This window comes from Shimia aestuarii (genome assembly GCF_900114635.1).
In the GTDB taxonomy this organism is placed as follows: Bacteria; Pseudomonadota; Alphaproteobacteria; order Rhodobacterales; family Rhodobacteraceae; genus Shimia; species Shimia aestuarii.
This window is the reverse complement of sequence record NZ_FOTQ01000001.1, coordinates 71,811-98,023: the sequence shown is the minus strand read 5'-3', so window position 1 is coordinate 98,023 and position 26,213 is coordinate 71,811. Positions and strand designations below refer to the sequence as shown.

Genomic DNA, 26,213 nt, shown 5'->3' with positions numbered 1-26,213 from the left:
TCGGTCTAACCTTGGGAGATTTGCCTTGGGCAACGCACGCAATATTGCATTCTGGGTCGTTCTTTTTCTGTTGATTCTGGCCCTGTTCAATCTGTTTAGCGGCGACAGCGCGTCGTTGCAGAGCCGTGAGAACAGCTATTCCGACTTTGTCGCGGCCGTGGATAGCGATCAGGTGTCGAGCGTGACCTTGGATGGCGAAAAAGTGCGCTATACCACCAAGGACGGGTCGAATTATGTGGCGATCAAGCCGACGGACGCCGAAGTCACCACGCTTTTGATCGAAAACAACATTCCGGTGCGGGCCGAAAGCCAGGAACAGAGCGGGTTTCAGGCGTTCCTGATTTCACTGTTGCCGTTCCTTCTGTTGATCGGGGTGTGGATCTATTTCATGAACCGCATGCAGGGCGGCGGCAAGGGCGGCGCGATGGGCTTTGGCAAGTCCAAGGCCAAGATGCTGACCGAGAAACATGGTCGTGTGACCTTTGACGACGTGGCCGGTATCGACGAAGCCAAGGAAGAGCTTGAAGAGATCGTCGAATTCCTGCGCAACCCGCAGAAATTCTCGCGCCTTGGCGGCAAGATTCCCAAGGGTGCGCTGCTGGTGGGCCCTCCGGGTACCGGTAAGACGCTTTTGGCGCGCGCGATTGCGGGCGAGGCGGGTGTGCCGTTCTTCACCATTTCCGGGTCCGACTTTGTGGAAATGTTCGTCGGTGTGGGTGCCTCTCGGGTGCGCGACATGTTCGAGCAGGCCAAGAAGAATGCGCCCTGTATCGTCTTTATCGACGAGATCGACGCCGTGGGGCGCCATCGTGGCGCGGGCTATGGCGGCGGTAACGACGAACGCGAACAGACACTCAACCAGCTTCTGGTCGAGATGGACGGGTTCGAGGCCAATGAAGGCGTCATCATTTTGGCCGCGACCAACCGGAAAGACGTTCTGGACCCCGCATTGCTGCGTCCGGGCCGTTTTGACCGTCAGGTCACGGTGGGCAACCCCGATATCAAGGGCCGCGAAAAAATTCTGGGCGTGCATGCCCGCAAGACCCCGCTGGGGCCGGATGTGGACCTGCGTATCATTGCGCGTGGTACGCCGGGTTTCTCGGGCGCGGACCTTGCCAACCTTGTGAACGAGGCCGCGCTGATGGCGGCGCGCGTGGGGCGGCGGTTCGTGACCATGGAAGATTTCGAGAACGCCAAGGACAAGGTGATGATGGGCTCCGAGCGCCGCTCGATGGTGCTCACGCAGGACCAGAAGGAAAAGACCGCCTATCACGAGGCCGGCCACGCGGTTGTCGGGCTGTCGCTGCCGCTGTGCGATCCTGTCTACAAGGCGACCATCATTCCGCGCGGTGGCGCGCTGGGCATGGTTGTGTCTCTGCCCGAGATGGATCGGCTGAACTATCACCGGGATGAATGCGAGGAAAAGCTTGCCATGACCATGGCCGGCAAGGCCGCCGAGGTGATCAAGTATGGCGAAGACCACGTGTCGAACGGCCCGGCCGGTGACATCATGCAGGCGAGCCAGCTGGCGCGCGCGATGGTGATGCGCTGGGGCATGTCGGACAAGGTCGGCAACATCGACTATGCCGAAGCCCATGAGGGCTATAGCGGTAACACTGCCGGGTTCTCGGTATCGGCCCATACCAAGGAGCTGATCGAGGAAGAGGTAAAGCGCTTTATCCAGCAGGGTTATGACCGCGCTCTGGAAATCCTCAAGGACAAGCACGAGGAATGGGAGCGTCTTGCCAAGGGGCTGCTGGAATACGAGACCCTGACCGGGGACGAAATCAAGCGGGTGATGAATGGCGAGCCGCCGCATGCCGGGGATGATGATGACAGCCCGGATGAAGGCAGCGCCCCGAGCGTGACCGCGATCCCGAAAACCAAGCCGCGCAACAAGCCCAGCGGCGATGGCGGGATGGAGCCGGAACCGACGGCGTAAAGGTTTGAACAGGCCGGGGGAGACCCCGGCCTTTTACTTTGGCCGACGGGCACTTTCTCAGAACGAAAGGGTGGCGCGACATGAATGACTGGAACCCCGGTAAATACGAGACCTTTACGGATCAGCGGCTTCTGCCTGCGCTAGATCTTCTGGGGCGCACAGGGGCGGTGCCGGAGGGGGACGTGGTCGACCTTGGCTGTGGCAATGGCCCGGTGGGCGCGGCGCTGAAGGCGCGGTTTTCCGGACAGGCGCTCGTCGGGGTGGACAATTCCCCGGCGATGCTGGCGCGGGCCGGGGAGCGGGCGGTTTATGATCGGCTGATCGAGGCCGATATCGCCGGATGGGCGCCGGAGCGTCCTGCGGCGCTGATCTATTCCAACGCGGCGCTGCAATGGCTGGGGGATCACGACACGCTGCTGCCACGCCTTGCCGGTATGCTGGCCCAAAGCGGTGTGCTGGCGGTGCAGATGCCGTTTCAGAATGACGCGCCGTCTCATCGGGGCTGGGGTACGGCGTTTGGCGCGCTGTTCGGGGATCGGGTGGTGGCGCGGGGACCGCAGATCCTGACCCCGGAGGCCTATTTCGACCTGTTGGCGCCGCTGGGGGCGGTACAGGTCTGGGAGACACATTACCTGCAGCATCTGCCCGCCGCCGAAGGCGCCCATCCGGTGCGGCTGTTCACCGAAAGCACCTTTGCGCGCCCCTATCTTGAGGCGGTGGATGCAGAGGAGATGCAGGCGTTGATCGCGGCCTATGAAGCGGCTATGGCACAGGCGTATCCGCTGCGCGCGGACGGGTCGGTCCTGTTCGCGTTTCGCCGCCTGTTCTTTACCTTGCGCGCATCTGGCGCGTGACTGACCCGGAGCCTGTCATGCCTGCTTTGAAACCCTCGGAATTCTACGGAGAAATCGTCTGGCTGGGCCGGGTGGCGAATTCGGTCGAGGACCTGAGCGCAGTGCCGATCACGGAGATGCCGGTGGATTTTGGAGGCCCGGTGGGCGAGTTCCACGCCGGGATCACGCGCGAATCCTGCAGTCGGGTGTTGTCGCAGCATCCGCGCCACACCGAGATTGCCAATGTGCGCCAGCTTTCGGTGGTGTCGCAGGAAGAGCTGGACGTCATCGCTGCGGAAATCGGGCTAGACACACTGGACCCGGGCATGCTGGGCGCGAGCATGGTGGTGCGGGGCATTCCCGATTTCAGCCACGTGCCGCCGTCGTCGCGTTTGCAGGGCGACAATGGCACAACCATCGTGGTCGACATGGAAAACCGCCCCTGCGTTCTGCCCGGTCGGGTGATCGAGGCGGCCCATCCCGGCCATGGCAAAGCTTTCAAAGCGGCGGCAGTGGGCCGGCGCGGTGTGACGGCCTGGGTCGAGCGGGAAGGGGTGTTCCGCGTGGGGGACATTCTGCGCCTGCACATCCCGGATCAGCCCGTTTGGAGCCAGTTCGAGGCCGCCCGCGCCGATTGAACCATTTGCCGCCCAAGGGGCGCAATCGTTTCCAAAAAGAAACCTGTGCCCGTTCTGTCGCCGCAACGGGCGTGGGAAATGTCGGAAATGCTGCCTGAGTCGGCTTGGCGTGTCGCTATGGTTTTGGTCAGAACGACCAACAAGTCTGCGATAGGGACCGCCATGAGCTTCAAGACTGACATCGAAATTGCCCGCGAGGCAAAGAAACGCCCGATTCAGGAGATCGGTGCCAAGCTGGGAATCAGCAGCGACGACCTGCTGCCGTATGGCCATGACAAGGCCAAGGTGAGCCAGGAGTTCATCAACTCGGTTCAGGGCAACAAGAACGGCAAGCTGATCCTTGTGACCGCGATCAACCCGACCCCGGCGGGCGAAGGCAAGACCACCACCACCGTCGGCCTTGGCGACGGTCTGTGCGCGATTGGCAAGAAAGCGGCGATCTGTATCCGCGAAGCCTCGTTGGGGCCGAACTTTGGCATGAAGGGCGGGGCCGCCGGGGGCGGTTATGCCCAGATCGTGCCGATGGAAGAAATGAACCTGCATTTCACCGGCGATTTCCACGCGATCACGGCGGCGCATAACCTGCTGACCGCGATGATCGACAACCACATCTACTGGGGCAACGAGCTTGAGATCGACGAGCGCCGGATCACCTGGCGCCGTGTAATGGACATGAACGACCGGGCCCTGCGGGACACGGTTGTCGGCCTTGGTGGCGTGGCCAACGGTTTTGCCCGCCAGACCGGGTTCGACATCACCGTCGCCTCGGAAGTCATGGCGATCCTGTGCCTTGCGACCGACCTTGCCGACCTGCAGAAGCGCCTGGGCGACATGATCGTGGCCTATCGCCGCGACCGCACCCCGATCTATGCCCGCGACATCAAGGCGGATGGCGCGATGACCGTGTTGCTGCGCGATGCGATGCAGCCCAACCTTGTGCAGACGCTGGAAAACAACCCGGCCTTCGTGCATGGCGGCCCGTTCGCGAACATCGCGCATGGCTGTAACTCGGTGATTGCGACCTCCACCGCTTTGAAAATCGCGGATTACGTGGTGACGGAGGCCGGGTTCGGGGCCGACCTTGGCGCCGAGAAGTTCATGAACATCAAGTGCCGCAAGGCGGGACTCGCGCCCGACTGCGTGGTGCTGGTCGCGACGATCCGCGCGATGAAGATGAACGGCGGCGTGGCCAAGGCCGATCTGGGCCCGGAAAACGTGGACGCGGTGAACGACGGCTGCGCCAACCTGGGGCGCCATATCGGCAACCTCAAGCAGTTCGGCGTGCCGGTCGTGGTGGCGATCAACCACTTTGTCACCGACACCGACGCCGAGGTGCAGGCCGTCAAGGATTACGTTGCCAGCCAGGGCGCCGAAGCGATCCTGTGCCAGCACTGGGAGAAGGGGTCGGAAGGGACCAAGGAGCTTGCTACCCGCGTGGCCGAGATCGCCGATGCCGGCGTCAGCCAGTTCGCGCCGCTTTATAATGACGACATGTCCCTGTTCGACAAGATCGAGCGCGTCGCCACGGCCATCTACCGCGCTGACGAAGTGCTGGCGGACAAGAAAATCCGCGACCAGCTGCGCCAGTGGGAAGAGGCGGGATACGGGCATCTGCCGGTCTGCATGGCCAAGACGCAGTACTCGTTCTCGACCGATCCGAACCTGCGCGGTGCGCCCACGGGCCATTCCGTTCCGATCCGTGAAGTGCGGCTGAGCGCGGGGGCCGGGTTCGTGGTGGTGATCTGTGGTGAGATCATGACCATGCCGGGTCTGCCCCGCACTCCGGCGGCGGAAAACATCCGCATCAACGAGGAAGGCCTGGTCGAAGGTCTGTTCTGATCTGCGTTGCGGTTTGGCAAAAGGCAGGGTAGGGCATGCGCAGAAATTTCCGAGTGGAATGCGATGCTTGACCCTGCCGAATGCCCCGATATGCCCACGCTGCGCGAGCAGATCGATACGCTGGACCGGGAGTTGGTCCGGTTGCTGGCAAAACGCGCTGGCTATATCGACCGCGCGGTGGAGATCAAGACAGAGGCGGGGTTGCCCGCCTCTATTCCGGCCCGCATCGAGGATGTTGTGGCCAAGGTGAAAGCCACAGCCAGGGACGAGGGGCTGGACCCCGAGATCGTCGAGGCGATGTGGCGCAAACTGATAGACTGGTCGATCGCGCGGGAAGCGCAGAGCATCGATTTCGAATAGCGGAGCGGACCATGCGCGCAGTTGTGATTGACGGAAAAGCGGTTGCAGCGGAGCTGCGATCAGACGTCAGGGCCGAGGCGCAGAAGCTGAGCGAGCTGGGCTGGTCGCCCCGCCTGGTTTCGGTGAGCGTTGGTGACACGGCGGCGGCCGAGCTTTATGTGCGCAACCAGCAGAAACAGGCGGAAAGCGCCGGGGTGCAGTTCGAGGCGCGCAGCTATCCGGCGGAGACGTCGCTGGAACAGTTGATCGGGATTCTTCAGGGGCTGAACCATGACCCGCGTGTCAACGGGATCATCATCCAGCGCCCGTTGCCCGAACATATCCCGGTGAAGGCGCTGCAAAAGGCCGTACACCCGCTCAAGGATGTCGAGGGCATGCACCCCGCGTCGATCGGCAACATCGTCTATAATGACCTCGCACTGGGCCCCTGTACGGCGGTGGCGTCGGTGGAGATCCTGAAAACGCTGCCCCTGCAGATGGAAGGGCTGAACGTCACTGTGATTGGCCACTCCGAAATCGTGGGCAAACCGATTGCCTTCCTGATGATGGGCTTGGGCGCGACGGTGACGGTGTGCCACCACATGACGCGGTCGGTCGCCATGCATTCGCGCGCGGCGGACGCGGTCTTTGTTGCCGTGGGCAAGCCGGGCCTTGTGACCGGGGACATGATCAAGCCCGGCGCGGCGGTGATCGACATCGGCATCAACCGCGTCGAGACGCCGGACGGGCCGCGCACGGTGGGGGACGCGGATTTTGACAGTTGCGCCGAAGTGGCCGGATGGATCACGCCCGTACCGGGCGGGGTTGGCCCCGTGACCGTCGCAACCTTGATGAAAAACGCCGTGCTGGCGACGCGGATGCAAATGGACCATTACCGGGACAGCTATGCCCGGACGGATGTATAACGGGAGATCAAGATGACAGCGCAAGTGATTGACGGCAAGGCCTTTGCGGCCAAGGTGCGCGACAAGGTGGCCGGGCATGTGGCCCGTCTCAAGGAAGAAAACGGGATCACTCCGGGGCTGGCTGTGGTGCTGGTCGGCGAAGACCCCGCGAGCCAAGTCTATGTGCGCTCGAAAGGCAAACAGACCGTGGAAGTGGGCATGAACAGCTTTGAACACAAGCTGGCGGCGGACACGGCGGAGGCGGATCTTCTCAACCTGATCCAACAGCTTAACAATGACCCGCAAGTACATGGTATTCTTGTTCAACTTCCGCTTCCAGATCATCTGAATGAAGACCTTGTGATCAACTCGATTGCGCCCGAAAAAGATGTGGACGGGTTCCATATTTCCAATGTCGGCCTGCTAGGCACCGGGCAGAAAAGCATGGTGCCCTGCACGCCGCTGGGCTGCCTGATGATGCTGCGGGATCATCACGGCAGCCTGTCGGGCATGGATGCGGTTGTGATCGGGCGCTCGAACATCGTGGGCAAACCGATGGCGCAGCTTTTGCTGGGCGACAGCTGTACGGTCACGATCGCGCATTCGCGGACCAAGGACCTGGCGGATGTGGTGCGGCGCGCCGATATCGTGGTGGCTGCGGTGGGGCGCCCGGAAATGGTGCCCGGCGACTGGATCAAGGACGGCGCGACGGTGATCGACGTTGGCATCAACCGGATTGATGCGCCGGAAAAAGGCGAGGGCAAGACCCGGCTGGTGGGCGACGTGCATTACGAAAGCGCCGCCGCCGTGGCCGGGGCAATCACGCCGGTGCCCGGTGGGGTCGGTCCGATGACGATCGCCTGTCTGCTGGCCAACACGGTCACCGCTTGCTGCCGGGCAAACGGGCTGGCGGAACCGGAGGGTCTTACGGCCTGAGAACAGCGACTGAGCGTTTGAAGAATGGCAGGCGGATCGACGTATCCGCCTGTTTTATTTTGGAAAAACCGGAACCATGGTGCCGGTCATAAGCGCGATCTGTGTGGTCAGATCCCCGGAGATCGCATGTACCTCTGCCTGTACAATCACGAGGCGCCGTCCGGGTTTGACAACCTTGCCAGTGGCGCGCAACAGGTCGCCATGGGCCGGGGAGAGCAGGTGAATCTTCATCTCGCTGGTGAGCACTTCGGCCTCTGGTGGCATCACCGAAAGGGCAGCGTACCCGGCGGCCGAATCGCCCAGACCAAAGGTCAGGGCGGCGTGGCCGAACCCATGCTGTTGTGTACATTGTTCGAGAATGGGAGCCTCGATCTCGACCATGCCGTGTGCGAGACGGGTCAACCTCGCGCCGAAGGTCGTCATCATGGCCTGGTTTGCAAAGCTCTGCTCGACTTTTGCGGCAATTTCGCGCGACAGATCCAATTGTTTCCCCCTTGTTGCTGATCCGGGTTTGGGCGATCAGTGGCAGGAGAAGAGCATTTGCGGCCCGGGTCAAGAGGGTGTGGCCGCCCAAAGGGGGCCTGTCTCCAGGAAAGACATTGAAGAAATTTCTTGCAGTCGCGCGATTGACTTATCGCTCGATATTGAAGCCACAGGTTGTGGCAATCTGGCTTTTGCTTTGCGTCGCCGTTGTGGTCGCGAGCCCGTTTGGCACGTATTCCTACATGGATTTCGGGCAGCGGGTGATCTATTGGAGCGCGGTCGTCACCCTGTCGTTCCTGCTGGGATTTGGCGGGCGGGCGCTGGCCGTGTACCTGTGCCCGGCGCAAAGCGACATCACCCGGTTTGTCGTCGAGGGGATGTTTGCCACGCTGTTCATCTCGGTCGCGGTTTGGGGGCTGGGGCAGGTGCCCTTTTTCGGGCCCGAAGTGGGGGCGGTGCCCTTTTACCTGACCCTGTCTTATGTCGCCCTGGTGTCGGGGGCCGTGGTCACGATCCGGGCGTTTGTGATGATCGCAAGCGGGGCCAGATCCGCCGCCGTCGAACGAGTGCGTCCCCGGTTGGCGGACAGGCTGAATGGCGAGGCGGCGCCGTGGATTCTGCATCTTTCGGTCACGGATCATTCGGTGGATGTCACCACGGACAAGGGGCGCGAAAGGGTACGGATGCGCCTGACCGACGCGATCAAGGAAATGGAAGGCGTCGAGGGTTTCCGGGTGCACCGGTCGCATTGGGTGGCGCGCGATGCGATCCGGCGCTGCGAAATGCAACAGGGGCGATGTTTTCTTATTCTGGTGAATGACACGCGTGTGCCGGTGAGCCGCAATTATCGCCCGGTTCTCGATGAGGCCGGGATATTCTGAGCAGAGTCAGAGGGATGGCAGGTTTTATCCACGTGGCATGGGGACCATGCGCGGGGTCTGACCGGTGATGATGGCGCGAGCTTCGGGGCGCATGAGCGTGGCCAGTGCGGCGTCGGTGCTGCGAAGTCCGCCGGTATAGGTGCCAAAGGCCGGCAGGATCACGCGGTCTGCATCGAATAGGAACGCGGGACGCGAGATGGCGCGCAGGCGGGTTTGCACGCGGACCTTGGGATGGTAGTGGCCCGAGATTTCGCCGCTTTTGCCGGACTGGGCGATATGGCGGAAGGTGAGCGGCGGCAGGGGCAGTTCGGCGAGATGTGTGCCGCCAAGGGCAATTGGACCTGGATCGTGGTTGCCCTCGATCCAGACCCAGCGGCGCCCTGCCTGAAGACGGTTGATCCAGAGACGGTCTGCCTCGGAAAGGGTGCGGGCCGCTTCGAGATCGTCGAAACTGTCACCAAGACAGATCACGGTGCCCGCGTTGGTGCTGTTGAGATCGTTTTCCAACCGGATCAGGGTATCGCGGGTCTCGTACGGGGGGAGCTGCGCTCCGTCGCGTCGGGCCAGACGATCGGACTTTCCAAGGTGCAGATCGGACACCACGAGCAGGCGCCGCTCGGCCCACCAGAGCGCGCCGGAGCCGAGCGCGGTGAGGGTTGCCCCCGCCAGTGAAAACTCTACGCCGTTCATGGTGTGTTCCTAGACCGGGGTGAACATGCGCGCAAGAGGGTTCGTGCGACGCTTGTCTTATTCGAACATTTATTGCGAAAATATGCACCGTTTTGGTGCAAGATAGACCCTATGAATTACATTTGTGCGAGTCCGCTGTCCATCATGAGCGCCTCGGTCTCTTCTGCGAGCAGACGCTCTTCGGCGCTGCCGCTCTGGACCGGAACCTTGCCGACTTCGAGGAAAAGCGGCGCCGCAAACGGGGTGACATGGGGCGTGCGCACGAGATCGATCCGGGTTTCGACGCGGGTCAGGAGATCTTCGATGCGGGCGAAATCAACAAGGCCGCGCATCGCCTCTTGGCGGGTGATCTGCATCAGGAGGTGTTCGGGATCGTATTTCAGCAGCGTGTCATAGAGGATGTCGGAGGAAAACGTCGCCTGCCGCCCGGATTTGCGTTTGCCGGGCATGTTGCGTTCGATCAGCCCCGAGATCGTGGCCGCGCCGCGAAAGGTGCGTTTCATCAGGGCGTTACCGGCCAGCCAGCCATCCAACCCGTCGCGGAAAGCCTCAAGATCAAAGAGCGGGGTCGGGTCGGTGACGGCGTCCAGACCCCAGATCAGTGTAGCATAATCGGTCGAGACAAACCCCATCGGCGCCAGCCCGGTTTCCTCCATTCGCTTGGTCAAAAGCAGGCCAAGCGTCTGTTGCGCGTTGCGTCCGGCAAATCCATAGACGCAGAGGTTTTCGCGCCCATCGCGCGGGAAACTTTCGATCAGAAGCCGTCCCGGTTCCGGCAGACGGGACATGCGGTTCTGGAGGTGTATCCAGTCGGCCGTGTGGGCCGGAAGGTCGGGCCATTCGTGGCGTTGCAAGCTGCGCAGGATGCGTTGGGAGAGCTGGGTGGATGTTGCGAATTTTGTGCCTGAAAACACAGCGATACGGGGCTTTCTTGCAGCGTTGCGTGAAACCTCGACGGTCATTTCGCGGAGGCCTTCATAGCGTACGATCTGTCCGCCGATCAGGAAGGTGTCGCCCGCCGAGAGCGTGGCGGCAAAGCTTTCTTCGACCTCGCCAAGAGGCTTGCCGCCGCGGCTGCGTTTGAGGCGCACCTTGAGCGTATCGGTGTCCTGAATGGTGCCTGCATTCATGCGGATTTGCGCAGCGGCGCGGGGGTCGCGCAATTGCCATTGTCCATCGCTGCGCTGTTGCAGGCGTTGCCAGCGGTCATAGGCCCTGAGCGCGTAGCCGCCCGTGGCGCAGAAGTCGAGGCAGGCGTCGAACTCGGGCCTTGTCAGGTCGACATAAGGTCCTGCGCTTTGCATCTCTTCAAAGAGCGCGTCGGCTTCGAAAGGTCCGGCGGCGGCGGTCAGGAGGATGTGCTGGCACAGCACGTCGCGCGGGCCGGGGCCGCGCGGGTCTCCGTCAAGGTCATGATCACGCACGGCCTGAAGCGCGGCGACGCATTCGATGACTTCCCAGCGGTTGGCGGGCACCAAGAGCGCCTTGGAGGGCGCGTTGTACCGGTGGTTGGCGCGTCCGATACGCTGGACAAGGCGTTTGACGTTCTTGGGGGCGCCGACCTGGATCACAAGATCGACGTCGCCCCAGTCGATGCCCAGATCCAGAGAACCCGTGCAGACAATGGCGCGCAGATCGCCGCGCACCATGGCGGCTTCGACCTTTTGGCGCTGTTCGCGGTCGAGGCTGCCGTGGTGGATGCCGATGGGCAGGCCTTCGTCATTGGCAAGCCACAGATTATGAAAGAAAATTTCCGCCTGCGCGCGCGTGTTGTGGAAGATGAGCGTGGTCTTGTGGCGCTTGACCTGTTCGAGAACGGCGGGGATCGCATAGGCCGCACCGCCCCCCGACCAGGGCGGTTCCTCGTCGGTTTCAAGCATGGAGATGTCCGGGTCCGGGCCGGGATCGGCGGTCACGATCTGGCAGGGGTCGGGATGTCGGGCGAGAAGGCGGGCGATGTCGGCGGGGCGGTCGACGGTGGCCGAGAGGCCGACGCGGCGCAGGTCGGGGCAGAGGGTTTGAAGACGGGCGAGCGCGAGAAAGAGTTGATCGCCGCGCTTGCTTTCGGCAAGGGCATGTATTTCATCGACGATCACGCGCTTCAGGCCTTTGAAAATATGCGGCGCGTCCGGGTAGGACGTCAGCAAGGCAAGGCTTTCGGGCGTGGTCAGCAGGATATGTGGCGGATCGGCGCGCTGGCGTTTCTTGGCGGTGTTGGAGGTGTCGCCGGTGCGGTCTTCGATGCGGATGGGCAGGCCGATTTCATCCACCGGCGCGCGCAGATTGCGCTTGATGTCGGCGGCGAGCGCCTTGAGCGGAGAGACATAGAGCGTGTGCAGGCCGTCGTGGGGCGCGCGGGCCAGGTCGGCCAGCGTGGGCAGGAACCCGGCCATGGTCTTGCCGCCCCCGGTGGGCGCAATCAGCAGCGTGCAGGGATCATTCGCGCGCGCGAGCATGTCGCGCTGATGCGGGTGGGGCTGCCAGCCGCGCGTTTTAAACCAGTTTTCAAGCGGTTGGGGCAGGGCGCCCGCGACTGACACCGGGCCTTAATCCTCGGCAGGGCCACAGAACAGGCGGTAGAGCATACCGATCACCTCGGCCGTGTTCTGGTCCGCAAGGCTGTAATAGATGGTCTTGCCCTCGCGCCGGGTGGACACCAGCCCCTCTTCGCGCAGGCGGGCGAGCATTTGCGAAACGGCGGCTTGACGGATTTCAAGAAGGTTTTCCAATTCGCCCACGGATTTCTCGCCTGACCCGAGATGGCAAAGGATCATCAGGCGGCCCTCGTGGGCGAGCGTTTTCAGATACGCGGCGGCCGACGCGGCGCTGCGGGCCATTTCAGAGGGCGGAGCGGGGGGCGCTTGCATGTTCACGGGTGCGGTTCCTCGGGTTTTCACGCATTTTATAACATGGTGCGATTTCGAATGCGAGTTCGGTCGTGATTTGACTACGCGGTCTCCCGCCAAGCTTCCGCTTTTTTGATGACGTCTTCGGGAATTGGGCTGGCGCGTCGTGCGGCGAGATCCAGCATGACGCATTTGAAGATCGTCTCGAATGAAATGGCCTTGTCCTCGGCGCGGATCAGGCGGTGGCGAAACGTCATTGATTTGGTGCCGATTTCGAGGATGGCGGTTTCAAGAAAGATCGAGTCTCCCGCAGACAATTCGGCGCGAAAATCGCTGTCGGCGTGGACCACGGCAAAGGACAGGCGGCGGCCCGAACGCATGTCATTGGCGGTCAGGCCCATTTCCGACTGAATGGCAAAGACGCCATCGGAACAGGCCGCGAAATACCTGGAAACATTCATGTGGCCCAAAAAATCGCAGTCGGAGGGTTCGACGACCGAGCGGAAGGAAATCATAGCGGGCATGCGTATACTCCTTTTGGGGTGGAACAAGGCGAGTATGCCGCTGTTTGGGAAGTATTGGAACCGTTGGGCTTTTGGCCTTTTTCGGGGGAGAGGGAACGTGTTTGTTGTGGTTCAGAAGTCGCGCGGCGTGGCATACCAGAGCATGGACCCCGCGAGCGCGTCACGTGCCGCGCCCGGGGGGGAGGTGCGCGGGGCAAAGTCGGGATGTGATTTGGGCGCGCGCGAGCATTCGCGGGACTTGGAGGAGGCAGGCAAGTCCATGCGTCCGCGAATCCGGTAAAGGGTCAATAAACCGCGCAGGAGTGGCGGGGTCAACCGGGCGAAATTCAGTGGCATCGGGTATGTCCTCTGGATTGTTTCCTTTAGGACAAGTGTGCGTGACGAGCGCATCATGCGGCCAGTCGGCCAAAGAGAGCGGGTCGGTACACAAATGATACTGGACCCGGCGGTGGGCATCCCACTACCCTTGTCGCATAAGGGAGGGCGCGATCATGACCGCCAAACCATATGGGCTGATCTGCCCGATATCCAAAGCCTGCGAAGTTTTGCAGGCGCGTTGGACGCTTCCGATCCTTTGTGAGATTTGGGCCGGGGAAACCCGGTTCAATGATATTCGCCGTGCCTTGGGAGGTATCTCGCCGACCGTTTTGTCGCGTCGGTTGAGCGAGTTGGAGGCAGCAGGGATGGTGGAGAGGATCGAGGATCCGGCCAAGGGAAGCGTGGATTACCTGCGCACGCAAAAGGCCGTGGATTTGGAGCCTGCGCTCATCGCGCTGGCGCACTGGGCACAGGCCAACATCGAGGCGGACGTGGCGCTGTCTTATGAAGTGTCCACATTGATGTGGAAAATGCGCAAGATGGATGTGAGCAAGGTGCCTGCGCGTCGGATCGTGGTGCGGTTTCATTTCTCGGACGCGGACGAGGCGCACGAGGTCTATTGGCTGTTGTTGCGTCCCGGTTTTCCAGTGGAAGTGTGCGTGGACGTGCCGGGCTTCGAGGTGGATCTTTACGTGGAAACAACTACGGAGTCTTTTGGGGCTGTGATCATGGGACGGTCCACGCTGGCGCGTGAAGAAGAACTGGGACGGATGTACGTCAGTGGAGATGCGGCATTGAAGCGATCTTTGCCGGATTGGTTTCCCAAGTCGAAGCACAGCACCGCCGAAGGGATCGCGATGTTGCGCGCCCCGGGGGAAGGAGTGGCGTAGGTTTGACAGCGTGTCAGTCCGTCACCGGCGGCGCGCCTCCGGCGAAGTTGTTGCCGTGTTTGTAGTCACAGGGATCGTTCTGCATCTCAAGATGCAGCCCGTCGCCGGTGAAGGGGTGGGCGCGGGCGAGGTCTTCGTCGACCTCGATGCCAAGACCCGCGCCGGTGGGGGCGGCGATATAGCCGTCTTCAACCCGGAAGCTGTGTTTGATCAGGTTATAGTGGAAATCGGTCTCGATGCTTTCGACCAGCAAGCAGTTGGGAATCGACAGGCCGAGTTGGATATTGGCGGCCCATTCGATCGGCCCGGCATAGAGATGCGGGGCCATCTGGGCGTTATAGACTTCGGCCATGGCGGCGACCTTCTTCATTTCCCAGATGCCGCCCGCGCGCCCAAGCGCGGGTTGCAGGATCGTGGCCGCGCCCTGGCGCAGGATGGGGGCGAACTCAGCCTTGGTGGTGAGGCGTTCGCCGGTGGCCACGGGGATCGACACGGCGCGGGCAACCTTGGCCATTTCGGCCACGTTGTCAGGCGGGATGGGTTCTTCGAACCAGAGTGGGGAATAGGGTTCGAGCGCCTTTCCAAGGCGGATCGCGCCTGCGGTGGAGAATTGACCATGCGTGCCGAAGAGAAGGTCGGCGCGGTCGCCCACGGCCTCGCGGATAGCTTTGCAGAAGGCGACGGATTTGGTGATGTCGTTCATCGCGGGCATATGGCCGCCTCGCATGGTGTAGGGGCCTGCGGGGTCGAATTTCACTGCCGTATAGCCCTTGTCCACCATGGCCAGCGCGCATTCGGCGGCCAGTTCGGGCGAGGACCAGAAGGCGTTGATGTCGTGATGGGGCAGCGGGTAGAGGTAGGTATAGGCGCGCAGACGGTCATTCATCTGTCCGCCGATCAGCGCGTGCACTGGGCGGTCGCGGTCCTTGCCGAGGATGTCCCAACAGGCGATCTCGAGCCCGGAATACGCGCCCATGACGGTGAGGTCGGGGCGCTGGGTGAAGCCGGAGGAATAGCTTTTGCGGAAGAGTTTTTCAATGTTCTCAGGGTTTTCACCTTCGAAATACCGTTCGAACAGGTCGCGGATGACGTGGGTCATGGCGTCGGGGCCAATCGAAGAGGCGTAGCATTCGCCCCAGCCCGTGATCCCGGTATCCGTGGTGAGTTTCACCAGTATCCAGTAGCGCCCGCCCCAGCCGGGGGCGGGGGGGGCGGTGACGATGATGTCGAGGTCCGTGAGGCGCATGTTGATCTCCCTTTCCTGTCAGGCTGACGTGCGTTTTCTGAGCGTGCAAGGCGGAATGCGACAGGTGCATGTCGGGATAACGCCGGGTCATGGGTGACTTGCAGGAGGGCTTTGGGCAGATTGATCGGTAAGTGGGAGAGGGGATTGAACATGTTGAAACGGATTCTGGCCGGGATCTTGCTGGTTCTGGTGGTGTTGGCCGCGGTGATTGGCGTGAAGACGTTTCAGTACCGCCCCGAGGCGGTGGCCGAGGCGGAACCGTTCCGGTTCGAGGCCGATCTTGAGGGGGCGGTGCGGGCGCTGAGCCGGGCGGTGACGTTCGAGACCGTGTCCACGGATATGAGCCGCCCGGATTTTCGCGCGTTCCTTGCGTTTCTGGAGGCGGAGTATCCCAAGGTGCATGCCACGATGGAGCGGGTCGAGCTTGAGCCCGTGACCCCGCTTTACAAGTGGCAGGGGACGGACCCTTCGTTGGCGCCGGTGCTTTTGGCGGCGCATTATGACGTGGTGCCGGTGGCGCCGTTTTCGCTTAATCAATGGGAGCATCCGCCCTATGCGGGCGCGGTCGACAGCGAATTTGTCTGGGGGCGGGGTACGCTCGACAACAAGGGCGCGCTGATCGCGATCATGACCGTGGCGGAACAGCTGATCGCCGACGGGTTCACACCGAAACGCACGATTTACCTGAGCTTTGGCGGGGATGAGGAGACCGGCGGCAAGGGGGCCGAGGCGGTGGCGGCCCATCTGAAGGCACTGGGTGTGGAACTGGAATGGGCGTTGGATGAAGGGTCCTTCGTGCTCGACAAGGTGATCCCCGGGCTGGACGTGCCGGTGGCGAGCATCAACCTTGCGGAAAAGGGCTATGTGACGATGCAGCTTGTGGCCACGGGGGCGGGCGGGCATTCGTCGATGCCGCCGCGCGAAACGGCGGTGGGCAAGCTGGCCAAGGCGGTGGCGCGGTTGCAGGACAACCCCGTGCCCGGCGGGTTGACGGGTGTATCGGCCGAGTTCTTTGACGCGCTGGGGCGGCATTTCACCATCGAGAAACGCGCGATTTTTGCCAATCGCTGGCTGTTTGATCCGCTCTTGGAGGGGATTTTGTCCGGGTCGCCGTCGACGGATGCGATGCTGCGCACGACCACGGCGCCGACCATGCTGGAAGGGTCGCCCAAGGAAAACGTGCTGGCACAGCGCGCGGTGGCGACGATCAACTTTCGCATCCATCCGCGTGATAGCGTGGATGATATCGAAGCGCATGTGCGGTCTGCGATTGACGATCCGGAAATCGAGATCGTGGTGCAGCGGGAATTCGCTTCGCCCGCCTCGCCGGTGTCGGATTCCAGCGGGCCGGGATATGTAGATATCGAAGCCGCGATCCGGCAGGCATTTGGCCCGATCGCCTCGGTGCCGGGGCTGACCATCGCGGCGACGGATGCACGCCATTATGCCAAGGCGGCCAAGGCGGCCTATCGGATCAACCCGTTCCAGATCGAAGGGGATGACCTTGCGCGATTCCACGGTTTGAACGAGCGGCTTTCGATCGAGAATATCGAGAAAGGCATCAACTTCTACGCGGCATTGATCCTGAAGCAGTAAGCGAGGCAGATGCCAAGCTTTTGTTAAGTCGTGAGAAATCGACAAATAGTCGGTATGCTTATTAATTCTTGACAGGAGATAGTCAGTATAGCTATTAATTTGCGCGTCCCGCATGACCGGGGGCTGCAAGGAGGCGTTTGGATGCAATATTACGTTGATGGATTCCGTGGGGGAGACCCCGACCGCAAGACCGCCGCGCCGGGAGTGCGGGATCGCGACCCGTTTGCACCGCTGCCTGAAAAGGTCGACGTGCTGATTGCGGGGACCGGGCCGGCGGGGCTTTGCCTTGCCGCGCAGCTGGCGCAGTTTCCCGAGATCGAAACCATGATCGTTGAACGCGACCCGCGCAATATCACCAAGGGCAAAGCCGACGGGATCAACACGCGCACGATGGAGATGTTCCAGGCCTTTGGCTTTGCCGACACGGTCAAGCGCGAAAGCTACTGGGTGAACCAGACGGCGTTCTGGATGGCGGACCCCGAGAACCCGGCCCATATCAAGCGGATTGGGCGGGTGCAGGACGTGGCAGATGACAGCTCCGAGATGCCGCACATCCTGATCAACCAGGCGCGGCTTCACCAGCTGTTCCTGGACGTGATGGAAAACGCGCCGACGCGGCTGCAACCGGATTACAACTGGGCGGTCAGGGATCTGGTGGTGGACCCGGACGCCGAGGAATATCCGGTCACGGTGACGCTTGAGGATACGGGCGTGGACTGGGGTCAGACCCGGACCGTGCGCGCCAATTACGTGGTGGGCTGCGACGGGGCGCGGTCGAACGTGCGCAAGGCCATTGGCGGAGAGCTGCATGGGGATGCGGCGCACCAGGCCTGGGGGGTGATGGACATCCTTGCGAACACGGATTTCCCCGATGTGCGCCAGAAATGCCTGATCAGTTCGGCCAGCGAGGGCAATATCCTGATCCTGCCGCGCGAAGGGGGATACCTGTTCCGCATGTATGTGGAGCTGGACAAGCTGAGCGCAAACGAGCGCGTGGCGGACCGAAAGTTCACCCGCGAAGACATGATCGCCGCCGCCAATCGCATCATGGCGCCCTATTCGATCGACGTGAAAGAGGTGGTCTGGTGGTCGATCTATGAAATCGGGCACCGCCTGACGGACCGGTTTGACGACGTGGCGCCGGGCGAGGACCGCAATCCGCGCGTGTTCACCGCCGGAGACGCCTGTCATACCCACAGCCCCAAGGCCGGGCAGGGCATGAATGTGTCGATGCAGGACACGTTCAACCTTGGCTGGAAACTGGCGCATGTGTTCCAGGGGCGGGCGGATGCGCGGCTGCTGCGCAGCTATTCGGCGGAGCGCTGGCTTGAGGCCAAGCGGCTTGTCGATACGGATCACGAATGGGCGCGGATCATGTCGGCACCGCCGGGCCAATCGGCGCTTGATGCGGGGGACGAGCCGCGTTTCGTGCAGGCGTTCAAGGAAAACCTTGAGTTCACAGGGGGGCTGGCCGTGAAATATGACCCGTCCGAGTTGATCGGGGAACCAACCCATCAGGCGTTCGCGACAGGGCAGGAAATTGGCCGCCGCTTCCATTCGGCGCCGGTCGTGCGGGTGGCGGATGCGATGCAGATGCAGCTTGGCCATGTGGCCGAAGCCGATGGGCGCTGGCGGCTTTTTGCCTTTGCTGGTGCTGGCGATGACGGGCAGGCCGGGGGCGCAATCGCGCGGCTTGCGAAGTGGCTTGAGACCGACGCAGCGTCGCCCGTGCGGCGCCACACCCGCGCCAACGAGGATATCGACGCGGTGATCGACCTGCGCGCGGTGTTCCAGCAGACATTCGACGCCTTGTCCTATGAGGGCATGCCGTCGCTGCTGAAACCCTGCAAGGGCAGGCTTGGTCTGCAGGACCACGAAAAGGTCTTTTGTGTCGATCACAAGGGGCTGGGCGATATCTTTGACATGCGCGGGATCGACCGGGATCAGGGCTGCATGGTGGTGGTGCGCCCCGATCAATATGTCGCGCATGTCCTGCCGCTTGATGGCTATGACGCGCTGAGTGCGTTCTTTGCCGGGTTCCTGCTGCCAGTGGGCCAGGCGGGGTGATCAAGCGCGCGGGCGTGGGTGCTGACAAGATCAACGTCGCGCCTTATTGTCGTGGAATGACCCAGAAAACCTTTTCAGAGCGGATCACCGGGCAGTGCAAATGCGGGGGCGTGCGATACGAGGGCACGCGCGCGGATGCGCCCGCGTTTCGCTGTTATTGTCGGGATTGCCAGCAACTGACGGGAACAGGGCATTCCGAAATGGTGCCGCTGGTGCGTGACACGTTCTCGGTCACCGGCGACATGCGCGAATTCGAGATGCAGGGGGGATCCGGTGGGGCGACATGGAGCGGGTTTTGCCCGGATTGCGGATCGCCCATCCTGCGGCGCAGCGCACGGATGAGCGATCGACTTTACGTTCATGCGGGGTCGCTGGACCGGCCAGAGGAGTACCGGCCGGAAAAGGTGATCTACCCGGATGCGGCCCAACCCTGGGACCAGCCGGATTAGAACACCCTGCTGGTGCCTTGGAATTGCCCGGATTAAAGCTGCGGTTTCGCAGCGCCGGGCAGCGCCCGACCGCCCCATGGGCGGGCGCTTTTGGCGACGTTGTTGCCAAGCGACACGGGAGCAGCGGGTTGAAAGATAAAGTGCTGCGTTCATAGGGTCGTGCGCCCACCCGCGGTCGGGCGCTGCCCTAGAACATGATGACGTTGCGCTTGGCCGAGCCGGTCTTGGTGTCGGCAATGGCCTCGTTGATCTGATCCAGAGACCAGCGGCCCGAGATCAGTTCGTCGAGTTTCAGGCGGCCCTGTTCATAGAGATCAACCATCCACGGGATGTCACGCTGGATCACCACGTCGCCCATCTTGGAGCCGATCATACCCTGGCCGACGGCGGCGAGGATCACGGGTTCATAAGATGATTTTGCGCCGGAATGGGGCATGCCGACCATGATCACCTTGCCGCCCCGGCCGAGATAGCGGGGGGCGTCGTCATAGGCGGGGATGGCGCCGACGGTGACAATCACCGCATCGGCGCCCTTGCCCATGGCGCGCATGGCGCGGATCCACGGCTTTTTGTCGGTGGCGAGGATGCCGTCTGTCGCGCCGAACTCCTTGGCAATGGCGAGTTTTTCCTCGGACATGTCCACGGCGACGATGCGCCGTGCCCCTGCGATGCGCGCGCCCTGAATGGCGTTGAGACCCACGCCACCGGCGCCGATCACCACCACGTCCTGCCCTGCGCGGATCTGGGCCGCGTTGACCACGGCGCCGACGCCGGTGATCACGCCGCAGGCTACCAATGCGGCGGCGTCCTTGGGCATGTCGGGGTTGATCTTGACCACCTGGCGGTGGCTGACCACGACTTTTTCGGCAAAGGCGCCACAGGCCATGGCCTGATGCAGGGCGCCGCCATCGGCGGTTTTGAGCGGGTGGCTGTCGCCATCCACCGGGGTTTCGCAGATCGTGGGCTGACCCCCGGCGCAGGCCGGGCAGGAGCCGCAGGCGCGGATCAGGGTGACGATGACCGAGTCCCCAACGGCAAGCCCGGTGACGCCCGGACCGACCGCGCTGATGCGCCCGGCAGCCTCGTGGCCGTAGACGGCGGGAAGTGTGCCGCCCCATGCGCCATCGGCAAAGGAAATGTCGGAATGGCAGATCGCCACGGCATCAAGCGTGACTTCGATTTCACCCAGAGACGGGTCGGCCAGCTGGATGTCTTCGATCACCAGCGGTTGGCCGAATTCATGGCAGACGGCAGCCTTGATAGTTTGCATGGGGCACTCCCTCTCATTCCCTGCGTCCAGAGTTGGCGGGTGGCGACTCAAAGGCTAGCCAAAAAAGACGCCTGGTGTCGTTTTTGACGTCACGTAGCGCGGCGCGAGCGCAGAAAGACGGCAATGGCGCAGATCATCAGGACCGCGGAGACAAGGAAGGGCGCGCCGGGCAGGTAAACCGGGGCGTCGGGGCCAGAGAAATGCGCGAAGGTCTGGGTCATGACGAGGGGGGCAAGGATATGCGCCAGCGAGGTTAGCGAGGCGAGCACGCCCTGCAATTCGCCCTGAGAATCATCGGCGACGCGGCGTGACAGGATGGCCTGCAGCGCGGGCAGGCCAAGCGCGCCAAGGGCAAAGACCGGGATGGCGGCGAGGAGCAGCAGGCCGGATGCGACAAAGCCGAGAAAGACAAAGCTTGCCAGTTCGATCGCGAGGCCGATGGTCACGGTCCAGCGATTGCCGACCCAGCGGATGGACGGGCCGATGGCAAACCCCTGAACCAGCGCGAAGGCCAGCCCGTAGGCGGCCAGCGAGAAACCGATCATGCCCGGCGACCAGCCAAAGCGCTCGGTGGTGAAATAGGGCCAGACCGCCGGGTAGACCGCTGAGGCGACCTGATAAAGGAAGAAGACCCAGAGAAGCTTGCCCACCGAGGGCAGTTTCCCCAGCGCCGCAAGCGAGCCAAGCGGGTTGGCGCGGCGCCATGTAAAGGCGCGGCGGGTAGCGTCGGTCACGGTTTCGCGCAGCACCATCCAGCCCAGAAGCGCATTGGCGCCGGCGAGGATCGCGGCGCCCCAGAAAGGCGCGCGGGTGCCGAACTCGGCCAGAACGCCGCCCAGCACGGGGCCCAGGACAAAGCCGATGCCGAAACCGGCACCAACGATGCCGAAGGCACGCGCTTTTTCGTGGGGTTTAGAGATGTCGGCCATGTAGGCCAGCGCGGTGGCATGGGTGGCGGCGGTGATTCCAGCGACGATGCGGCCCAGAACGAGAAGCCAGATCGACCCGGCCAGCGCCATGACCACGTAATCGGCAGACATCACCGCAAGTGAGACCAGCAGGACAGGACGGCGCCCGAAACGGTCCGACAGGCTGCCCAGAAGCGGGCCGCAGAGGAACTGCATCACGGCGAAAACGGTCGCAAGAATGCCGCCCCAGATCGCCGCCTCGGCCAGATCACCGCCCGTTATCTCGCGGATCAGGTCGGGCATGACCGGCAGGATCAGCCCGATGCCCATGGCGTCGATCACCACGGTGACAAGAATGACAAGGACGGGCAGGCGGGCGAACATCGGGACTCCGGCAAAAAGCTCGCAGAGAGGGGCACGAAATCAGGGGCGGGTCAACGGTGGAAAACCGGAAAAGACCCTCATGCCGTTGCGGTACCTGACAAGGAGGCATTCGAGTATTTGGGGCAAGATGAAGAGCGGGGTGCGCTTCTTTTTCTCAATGGTTCCAAATACCCATGTCACGTGGATTCAAAGCGCGGCGACGTTGCGGGCAAAGATGCGGGCGAGCATGGGGGCTTGTCCCATCTGGGTGTCAGCATGAAGCAAGGTCATGTCGACCTGCGGAAAATCGCGGGAGACGAGGGTTTGCAGAGGGGTTTGCGTTTCGCCCGCTTCGCGGCAGAGCGCCTTGGTGGCGGCCTGCGCGTCGGGGCGGGGCATCTGTGTGGCCAGCGCAAAAGAAAGCGCCTCGGCATGGATCAGGCCGAGCGGGTTATCTGCCGTGGAAGTTATCACATCCGTGTTCGGTGACAGGCTTTCGCTGGTGTTGCGGGCAATGGTGAGGGCGGAGGCAGCGCCAAGGCAGAGCTGGGGCAGGGAGAGCCATTCGGCGAACCATGCCGCGCCGTCGCGTTGATGGGTTTGCAGGGCGCCGCCCTGAAGCGTGGCCATGAGGCTGGCGGATTGGCGCGCCAGCGCCACGAGGGCCGAGGGGGCCACCGGGTTCTGTTTCTGGGGCATGGTCGAGGACGCCCCGGCAGGGCCGAGCGACACCTCGGCAATGCCGCTTTGGGTAAGGCTGAGTAGATCGGCGCCAAGCTTGCCAAGGGCGGTGTTGATCCGCGCAAGCCACGTGGCAATGCGCAGCACCGGCGTGCGGTCGACGTGCCAGCTGCGCCCCGGGTCAGTGAGGTTGAGCGTTTTGGCCAGCGCGGCGCGGGTTTCATCGGCTTTGGGGCCAAGCGCGCCCGACGTGCCAGCTGCGCCCGAGAGCGATATCCAGAGGGACCCGGCGCGCAGGGCGGGCAATTCGCCGAGCAGTTCCAGAAGTGGCGCGCCCCATTCGGCGGCCTGTGCGCCAAAGCTGGTCACGGTGGCGTGCTGGCCCCATGTGCGTGCGGCCATCGGGGTGTCTGCATGGGTGTCGGCCAGTTGCCCCAGCGTGGTCAGGATTGCTTTGAGGTCGGCCTCGGCCAGTGTCAGCAACTGACGCAGGCGCAGCATCAGGCCCGTGTCGATGATGTCCTGGGACGTCGCGCCCCAGTGGATGTACTGGCTGTGTTCGGGGGCTTCCATCGCCTTGCGGAAGGCGGCGACCAGCCCCGGCACGCTGACGCCGTTTTGTCCGGTTTCGTCGGCCAGCCCGGCCGGGTCGATCTGCACTTCCATGGCGCTGCGCTGAATGAAGAAGGCGCTGTCCTGGGGGATTACCCCCAGTTCGCCCTGTACCTTGGCCAGCATGCCCTCGACCAGCAGCATGGCGCGCACTTCGGCGCTGTCTGAGAAAAGGCGGCCTGCTTCGCCAGTGGGGAAAAGGCGCGCAAACATCGGGCTGTCAAAGACGGAACCGGCCATGAATTATCCTCGTATGATCTGGTCAATGAGGGCGGCGAGGCCCTTGGGGTCGGCAAAGAAGGGCGAGTGGCTGGTCCGCATTTCAAAGACGTCCTCGGGCGGCCAGCTTTCGGTCATCGTGACCTGGAATTCCGGCGGGATGGTGCGGTCATCCATGCAGCGGATATAGCTTTTGCACACCGTGGCGTGGCCCGCGCCAAGGGTGATCGGGGTCTCCTGGGGCAGGATCGCCTGTGGACAGAGGCGCATGTTGGCGAATTCGGTCGTGCCGTCAGGACAGTCGTGATAGAACACCGCGCCTGTCTGGGTCGGGTCGATGGAGAAGCTTTTTCCGTCAGGGGCTCGCATGACAGCGTGCATCAGCGGTTGGCGGGGCGCGGCGCGGCGCATGTCGGCCAGCGAATAGCCGTCCCACGGGGCATAGGCGCAGAGATAGATCAGGCGGGCGATGCGCCCCGGTGCGAGGTCGGCGGCACGGCTGATCGGGAAGCCGCCCCAGCTGTGGCCGACAACTATGGTGTCCTCCCCCAAGGCATCGACAACCGCTTGGGCGCAAGCGTCGAGGGTGACGTCGCCCACAGGCGTGGGATCAGCGCCGTGGCTGGGCATGTCGATGCTGCGGGCAGTGTGTCCGAGCGCTTCGAGTTCGGGTTCAAGGTCGCGCCAGCACCATGCGCCGTGACAGGAGCCGTGCACGAGAAGGATGTCAGACATGGCCGGTCTCCTTGAGGAAATCGGTAAGCAGGGCGGCGTAGGCTTGGGGTTTTTCGACGCAAGGCAGGTGCCCGGCGCGACGGATCAATTCAAAGCGCGAGCCGGGGATCAGGTCGACGGTTTCGCGTACCAGATCTGGGGGTGTGCCGCCGTCTTCGGAGCCTGCAATGCCCAGCGTGGGTAGGCGCAGGCCGGAAGTGGGCGTGTAGAAATCGGTGCCCTTGATGGCGGCGGCGCAGCCGGTGAAACCCTCGAGGGGCGTGCGTTCGAACATGTTGCGCCAGAGGGATAACTCTGGGCGGGTGAGGTAATCGCGGGAGAACCAGCGTTCCATGGTGCCCTGGGCCAGCGCCGCGACTCCGTTTTCGCGGGCTGTGGCGATGCGTTCATCCCAGAGGTCGCGGGTTCCGATCTTGGCCCCGGTGTTCGAGAGCACCAGCGCGCGCACGAGGTCGAGCCGTTTGACCGCCAAACCTTGCGCGATCATGCCGCCGATCGACAGGCCTACGACCATGGCGTCTTTCACGTCGAGCAGTTCGAGCAATTGTTCGGCGTCCCGCACCAGAGTGCCCATGGCATAGGGCGCGGGCGGGCAATCGGAAAGCCCGTGGCCACGCTTGTCATAGCGGATGATGCGCAGGCCCGGCGGCAGATGGGGCAGGATCGGATCCCAGAGCCGGAAATCGGTGCCGAGCGAATTGATGAACAGGAGCGGCGCGCCCGATGGGTCGCCGTCGATGCGATAGTGCAGGCGGGTGCCGTCGAGGTCGGCAATCTGCATGGTCACTCTCCCAGTTTTATATGCGCCATGATTTGTCCGTGGTCGCTGGCCAGTTTGTTATAGGGGGCCTCTGCGTGGCTGCCATCGGTCAGGTGGTCGTTGAATACGCTGAAATACTCCATCTCGCCAAGGCGCTTGTCGTTCTCGGGGTGGAAATGGCGGGACAAATATATTTGGTCGATGCTTTCATAGACACCGGCAAAGGCCGAAGTATAGACCATGTCGCGCATGGATCTCTGAACGAAGAGCTGTTCGGCGCTTGTCAGGCGCGTTGCTTTGACGGCACCGGTGATCTGGGTGTTTTCCTCTTTGGAGTAGCGGTCGTCGCGGTCGCGGGCGTCGTGGCGCAGCATCCATGCGTAGTTGCGGAACGGGACTTCGCCCGAGATGATTTCACTGCTGACCGCGTGTTCGCCATCGTTGAAATCGCCCAGCACCATAACCGGGCGTCCCTTTTGCAACTCGGCCACGATGGCGCGGCGCAGCACCCAGGCTTCGGCCATGCGACGCACGGCGGCGCGCAAGGCCCCCATGGCGCGGCCCACGGGATCATAGCGGGTGAGATCGGCCTCTGGGGCATAGTCAGCCCCGGCGGGTTTGAGATATTCGCCCAGCTTGGATTTCAGGTGGCAGTTGAAGACGGTGATCGTGGTGTTGCCCACGGGGATACGCGCCTTCTGGATCGGGCGGGAGAGGCGGGTCATGCGGTAGAACCCCGCGTCCTCGCCGGTCAATTCGCGGAACGGGATGTCGAGCGGTTCGGGCAGGTCCTGAATGATTTCGGGCGGTTCGGCAAAGCCAAAGCGCGACAGGATCGCTAAACCGGGGCGGCGCTGACCGGGGAGGCCGGTGTCGTTGGCGTTGGGGGCAAAGGCGAGGGTGGCGTCAGTGTAGGGATCATAGCCCAGTTTGCGAAAGATCGCCTTTTTCCGGTAGCTCTTGGATTTTGACGGCAACACCGCATCGTTGGAGGCGATGCCGACGCGGTCGGCTTCGGCAATCACATCGCGCAGCGACTCTTCTTCGAAGATTTCCTGAAAGCCGATGATGTCGGCGTTCATCGAGAAAATCTGGTTGGCGGTCCAGTCTTCTTTCCAGGCGTATTCTTCGGGGGTGTAGGTCTGGAACTCGTAATATTCGCGGTCGGGGCCGATCAGGTTCTTGACGTTGAAAGAGGCGATTGTGAAGCGGGTCATTTTAGTCCTCCTCTGAGGGCTTGATG

The 26,213-nt window shown here is 62.8% G+C and carries 25 protein-coding genes; 12 read left to right on the top strand and 13 right to left on the bottom strand.

The window, feature by feature from the left end:
* The first annotated feature begins 25 nt into the window (after positions 1-25).
* The 7 genes from ftsH to folD all read left to right on the top strand — a co-directional run bounded on the left by ftsH (position 26) and on the right by folD (position 7,432).
* The gene (ftsH, locus tag BMZ35_RS00500) at positions 26-1,942 is read left to right on the top strand and encodes an ATP-dependent zinc metalloprotease FtsH (protein WP_093090000.1); all 1,917 of its coding nucleotides are present in this window, start codon (positions 26-28) and stop codon (positions 1,940-1,942) included.
* An 80-nt stretch (positions 1,943-2,022) separates the two neighbouring features.
* A complete protein-coding gene (locus BMZ35_RS00495) occupies positions 2,023-2,796 on the top strand; it encodes a methyltransferase domain-containing protein (RefSeq protein ID WP_093089999.1) in 774 nt (257 codons plus the stop codon).
* Positions 2,797-2,813: 17 nt separating this feature from the next.
* The gene (locus BMZ35_RS00490) at positions 2,814-3,413 is read left to right on the top strand and encodes an MOSC domain-containing protein (RefSeq protein WP_093089998.1); all 600 of its coding nucleotides are present in this window, start codon (positions 2,814-2,816) and stop codon (positions 3,411-3,413) included.
* 162 nt (positions 3,414-3,575) lie between these two features.
* Entirely contained in the window at positions 3,576-5,252 is a 1,677-nt protein-coding gene (locus BMZ35_RS00485; protein WP_093089997.1) for a formate--tetrahydrofolate ligase, read from the top strand.
* 63 nt (positions 5,253-5,315) lie between these two features.
* Positions 5,316-5,612 carry a chorismate mutase gene (locus tag BMZ35_RS00480; protein ID WP_093089996.1) on the top strand — a complete coding sequence of 99 codons (297 nt, stop codon included), beginning with the start codon at positions 5,316-5,318 and terminating at the stop codon, positions 5,610-5,612.
* 11 nt (positions 5,613-5,623) lie between these two features.
* A complete protein-coding gene (locus tag BMZ35_RS00475; RefSeq protein WP_093089995.1) occupies positions 5,624-6,517 on the top strand; it encodes a bifunctional 5,10-methylenetetrahydrofolate dehydrogenase/5,10-methenyltetrahydrofolate cyclohydrolase in 894 nt (297 codons plus the stop codon).
* 12 nt (positions 6,518-6,529) lie between these two features.
* A complete protein-coding gene (gene folD / locus BMZ35_RS00470; protein WP_093089994.1) occupies positions 6,530-7,432 on the top strand; it encodes a bifunctional methylenetetrahydrofolate dehydrogenase/methenyltetrahydrofolate cyclohydrolase FolD in 903 nt (300 codons plus the stop codon).
* A 54-nt stretch (positions 7,433-7,486) separates the two neighbouring features.
* Here folD and BMZ35_RS00465 read toward each other — a convergent pair whose 3' ends face one another.
* A complete protein-coding gene (locus BMZ35_RS00465) occupies positions 7,487-7,909 on the bottom strand; it encodes a PaaI family thioesterase (protein WP_093092419.1) in 423 nt (140 codons plus the stop codon).
* A gap of 122 nt (positions 7,910-8,031) precedes the next feature.
* On the opposite strand from BMZ35_RS00465, the gene BMZ35_RS00460 reads away from it, so the two are divergent.
* The gene (locus BMZ35_RS00460; protein ID WP_093089993.1) at positions 8,032-8,796 is read left to right on the top strand and encodes a LytTR family DNA-binding domain-containing protein; all 765 of its coding nucleotides are present in this window, start codon (positions 8,032-8,034) and stop codon (positions 8,794-8,796) included.
* Positions 8,797-8,820: 24 nt separating this feature from the next.
* Here the strand turns inward: BMZ35_RS00460 and pdeM are convergent, their stop codons facing one another.
* From pdeM to BMZ35_RS20715, 5 genes are all read right to left on the bottom strand, one after another.
* Complete coding sequence (gene pdeM / locus BMZ35_RS00455) at positions 8,821-9,486, bottom strand: ligase-associated DNA damage response endonuclease PdeM (RefSeq protein WP_093089992.1); 666 nt, start codon at positions 9,484-9,486, stop codon at positions 8,821-8,823.
* Between the two features lie 116 nt (positions 9,487-9,602).
* Positions 9,603-12,026, bottom strand: a complete 2,424-nt coding sequence (locus BMZ35_RS00450; protein WP_242654662.1) for a ligase-associated DNA damage response DEXH box helicase — start codon at positions 12,024-12,026, stop codon at positions 9,603-9,605.
* Positions 12,027-12,032: 6 nt separating this feature from the next.
* Positions 12,033-12,323, bottom strand: coding sequence for an ArsR/SmtB family transcription factor (locus BMZ35_RS00445; protein WP_093092415.1), 291 nt, complete (start codon positions 12,321-12,323; stop codon positions 12,033-12,035).
* Between the two features lie 110 nt (positions 12,324-12,433).
* The gene (locus tag BMZ35_RS00440; RefSeq protein ID WP_093089991.1) at positions 12,434-12,856 is read right to left on the bottom strand and encodes an acyl-CoA thioesterase; all 423 of its coding nucleotides are present in this window, start codon (positions 12,854-12,856) and stop codon (positions 12,434-12,436) included.
* Positions 12,857-12,967: 111 nt separating this feature from the next.
* On the bottom strand, positions 12,968-13,192 hold the full coding sequence (locus BMZ35_RS20715) for a hypothetical protein (protein WP_131814302.1): 225 nt from the start codon (positions 13,190-13,192) through the stop codon (positions 12,968-12,970).
* A gap of 155 nt (positions 13,193-13,347) precedes the next feature.
* On the opposite strand from BMZ35_RS20715, the gene BMZ35_RS00430 reads away from it, so the two are divergent.
* Complete coding sequence (locus tag BMZ35_RS00430; protein ID WP_093089989.1) at positions 13,348-14,064, top strand: winged helix-turn-helix transcriptional regulator; 717 nt, start codon at positions 13,348-13,350, stop codon at positions 14,062-14,064.
* A gap of 13 nt (positions 14,065-14,077) precedes the next feature.
* Here BMZ35_RS00430 and BMZ35_RS00425 read toward each other — a convergent pair whose 3' ends face one another.
* Positions 14,078-15,310, bottom strand: coding sequence for a mandelate racemase/muconate lactonizing enzyme family protein (locus BMZ35_RS00425; protein ID WP_093089988.1), 1,233 nt, complete (start codon positions 15,308-15,310; stop codon positions 14,078-14,080).
* Positions 15,311-15,460: 150 nt separating this feature from the next.
* Here BMZ35_RS00425 and BMZ35_RS00420 point away from each other — a divergent pair, with 150 nt between their 5' ends.
* From BMZ35_RS00420 to BMZ35_RS00410, 3 genes are all read left to right on the top strand, one after another.
* Positions 15,461-16,906 (top strand): M20 family peptidase, encoded by a 1,446-nt coding sequence (locus BMZ35_RS00420; protein ID WP_093089987.1) that lies wholly within the window; start codon positions 15,461-15,463, stop codon positions 16,904-16,906.
* A 141-nt stretch (positions 16,907-17,047) separates the two neighbouring features.
* A complete protein-coding gene (locus tag BMZ35_RS00415; protein WP_093089986.1) occupies positions 17,048-18,973 on the top strand; it encodes an FAD-dependent monooxygenase in 1,926 nt (641 codons plus the stop codon).
* A gap of 56 nt (positions 18,974-19,029) precedes the next feature.
* Positions 19,030-19,422, top strand: a complete 393-nt coding sequence (locus tag BMZ35_RS00410; protein ID WP_131814301.1) for a GFA family protein — start codon at positions 19,030-19,032, stop codon at positions 19,420-19,422.
* 187 nt (positions 19,423-19,609) lie between these two features.
* Here the strand turns inward: BMZ35_RS00410 and BMZ35_RS00405 are convergent, their stop codons facing one another.
* From BMZ35_RS00405 to BMZ35_RS00380, 6 genes are all read right to left on the bottom strand, one after another.
* Positions 19,610-20,692 (bottom strand): Zn-dependent alcohol dehydrogenase, encoded by a 1,083-nt coding sequence (locus BMZ35_RS00405; protein WP_093089984.1) that lies wholly within the window; start codon positions 20,690-20,692, stop codon positions 19,610-19,612.
* A gap of 89 nt (positions 20,693-20,781) precedes the next feature.
* A complete protein-coding gene (locus BMZ35_RS00400) occupies positions 20,782-21,984 on the bottom strand; it encodes a TCR/Tet family MFS transporter (protein ID WP_093089983.1) in 1,203 nt (400 codons plus the stop codon).
* Between the two features lie 186 nt (positions 21,985-22,170).
* Entirely contained in the window at positions 22,171-23,496 is a 1,326-nt protein-coding gene (locus BMZ35_RS00395; RefSeq protein WP_093089982.1) for a lyase family protein, read from the bottom strand.
* Positions 23,497-23,499: 3 nt separating this feature from the next.
* Positions 23,500-24,210 carry an alpha/beta fold hydrolase gene (locus BMZ35_RS00390; protein ID WP_093089981.1) on the bottom strand — a complete coding sequence of 237 codons (711 nt, stop codon included), beginning with the start codon at positions 24,208-24,210 and terminating at the stop codon, positions 23,500-23,502.
* Positions 24,203-24,991, bottom strand: coding sequence for a 3-oxoadipate enol-lactonase (gene pcaD, locus BMZ35_RS00385; RefSeq protein ID WP_093089980.1), 789 nt, complete (start codon positions 24,989-24,991; stop codon positions 24,203-24,205). Before pcaD ends, BMZ35_RS00390 begins: the two co-directional genes overlap by 8 nt.
* Positions 24,992-24,993: 2 nt before the next feature.
* Positions 24,994-26,187: an endonuclease/exonuclease/phosphatase family protein gene (locus BMZ35_RS00380; RefSeq protein ID WP_093089979.1), complete on the bottom strand. Its 1,194-nt coding sequence runs from the start codon at positions 26,185-26,187 to the stop codon at positions 24,994-24,996.
* Positions 26,188-26,213 lie beyond the last annotated feature (26 nt).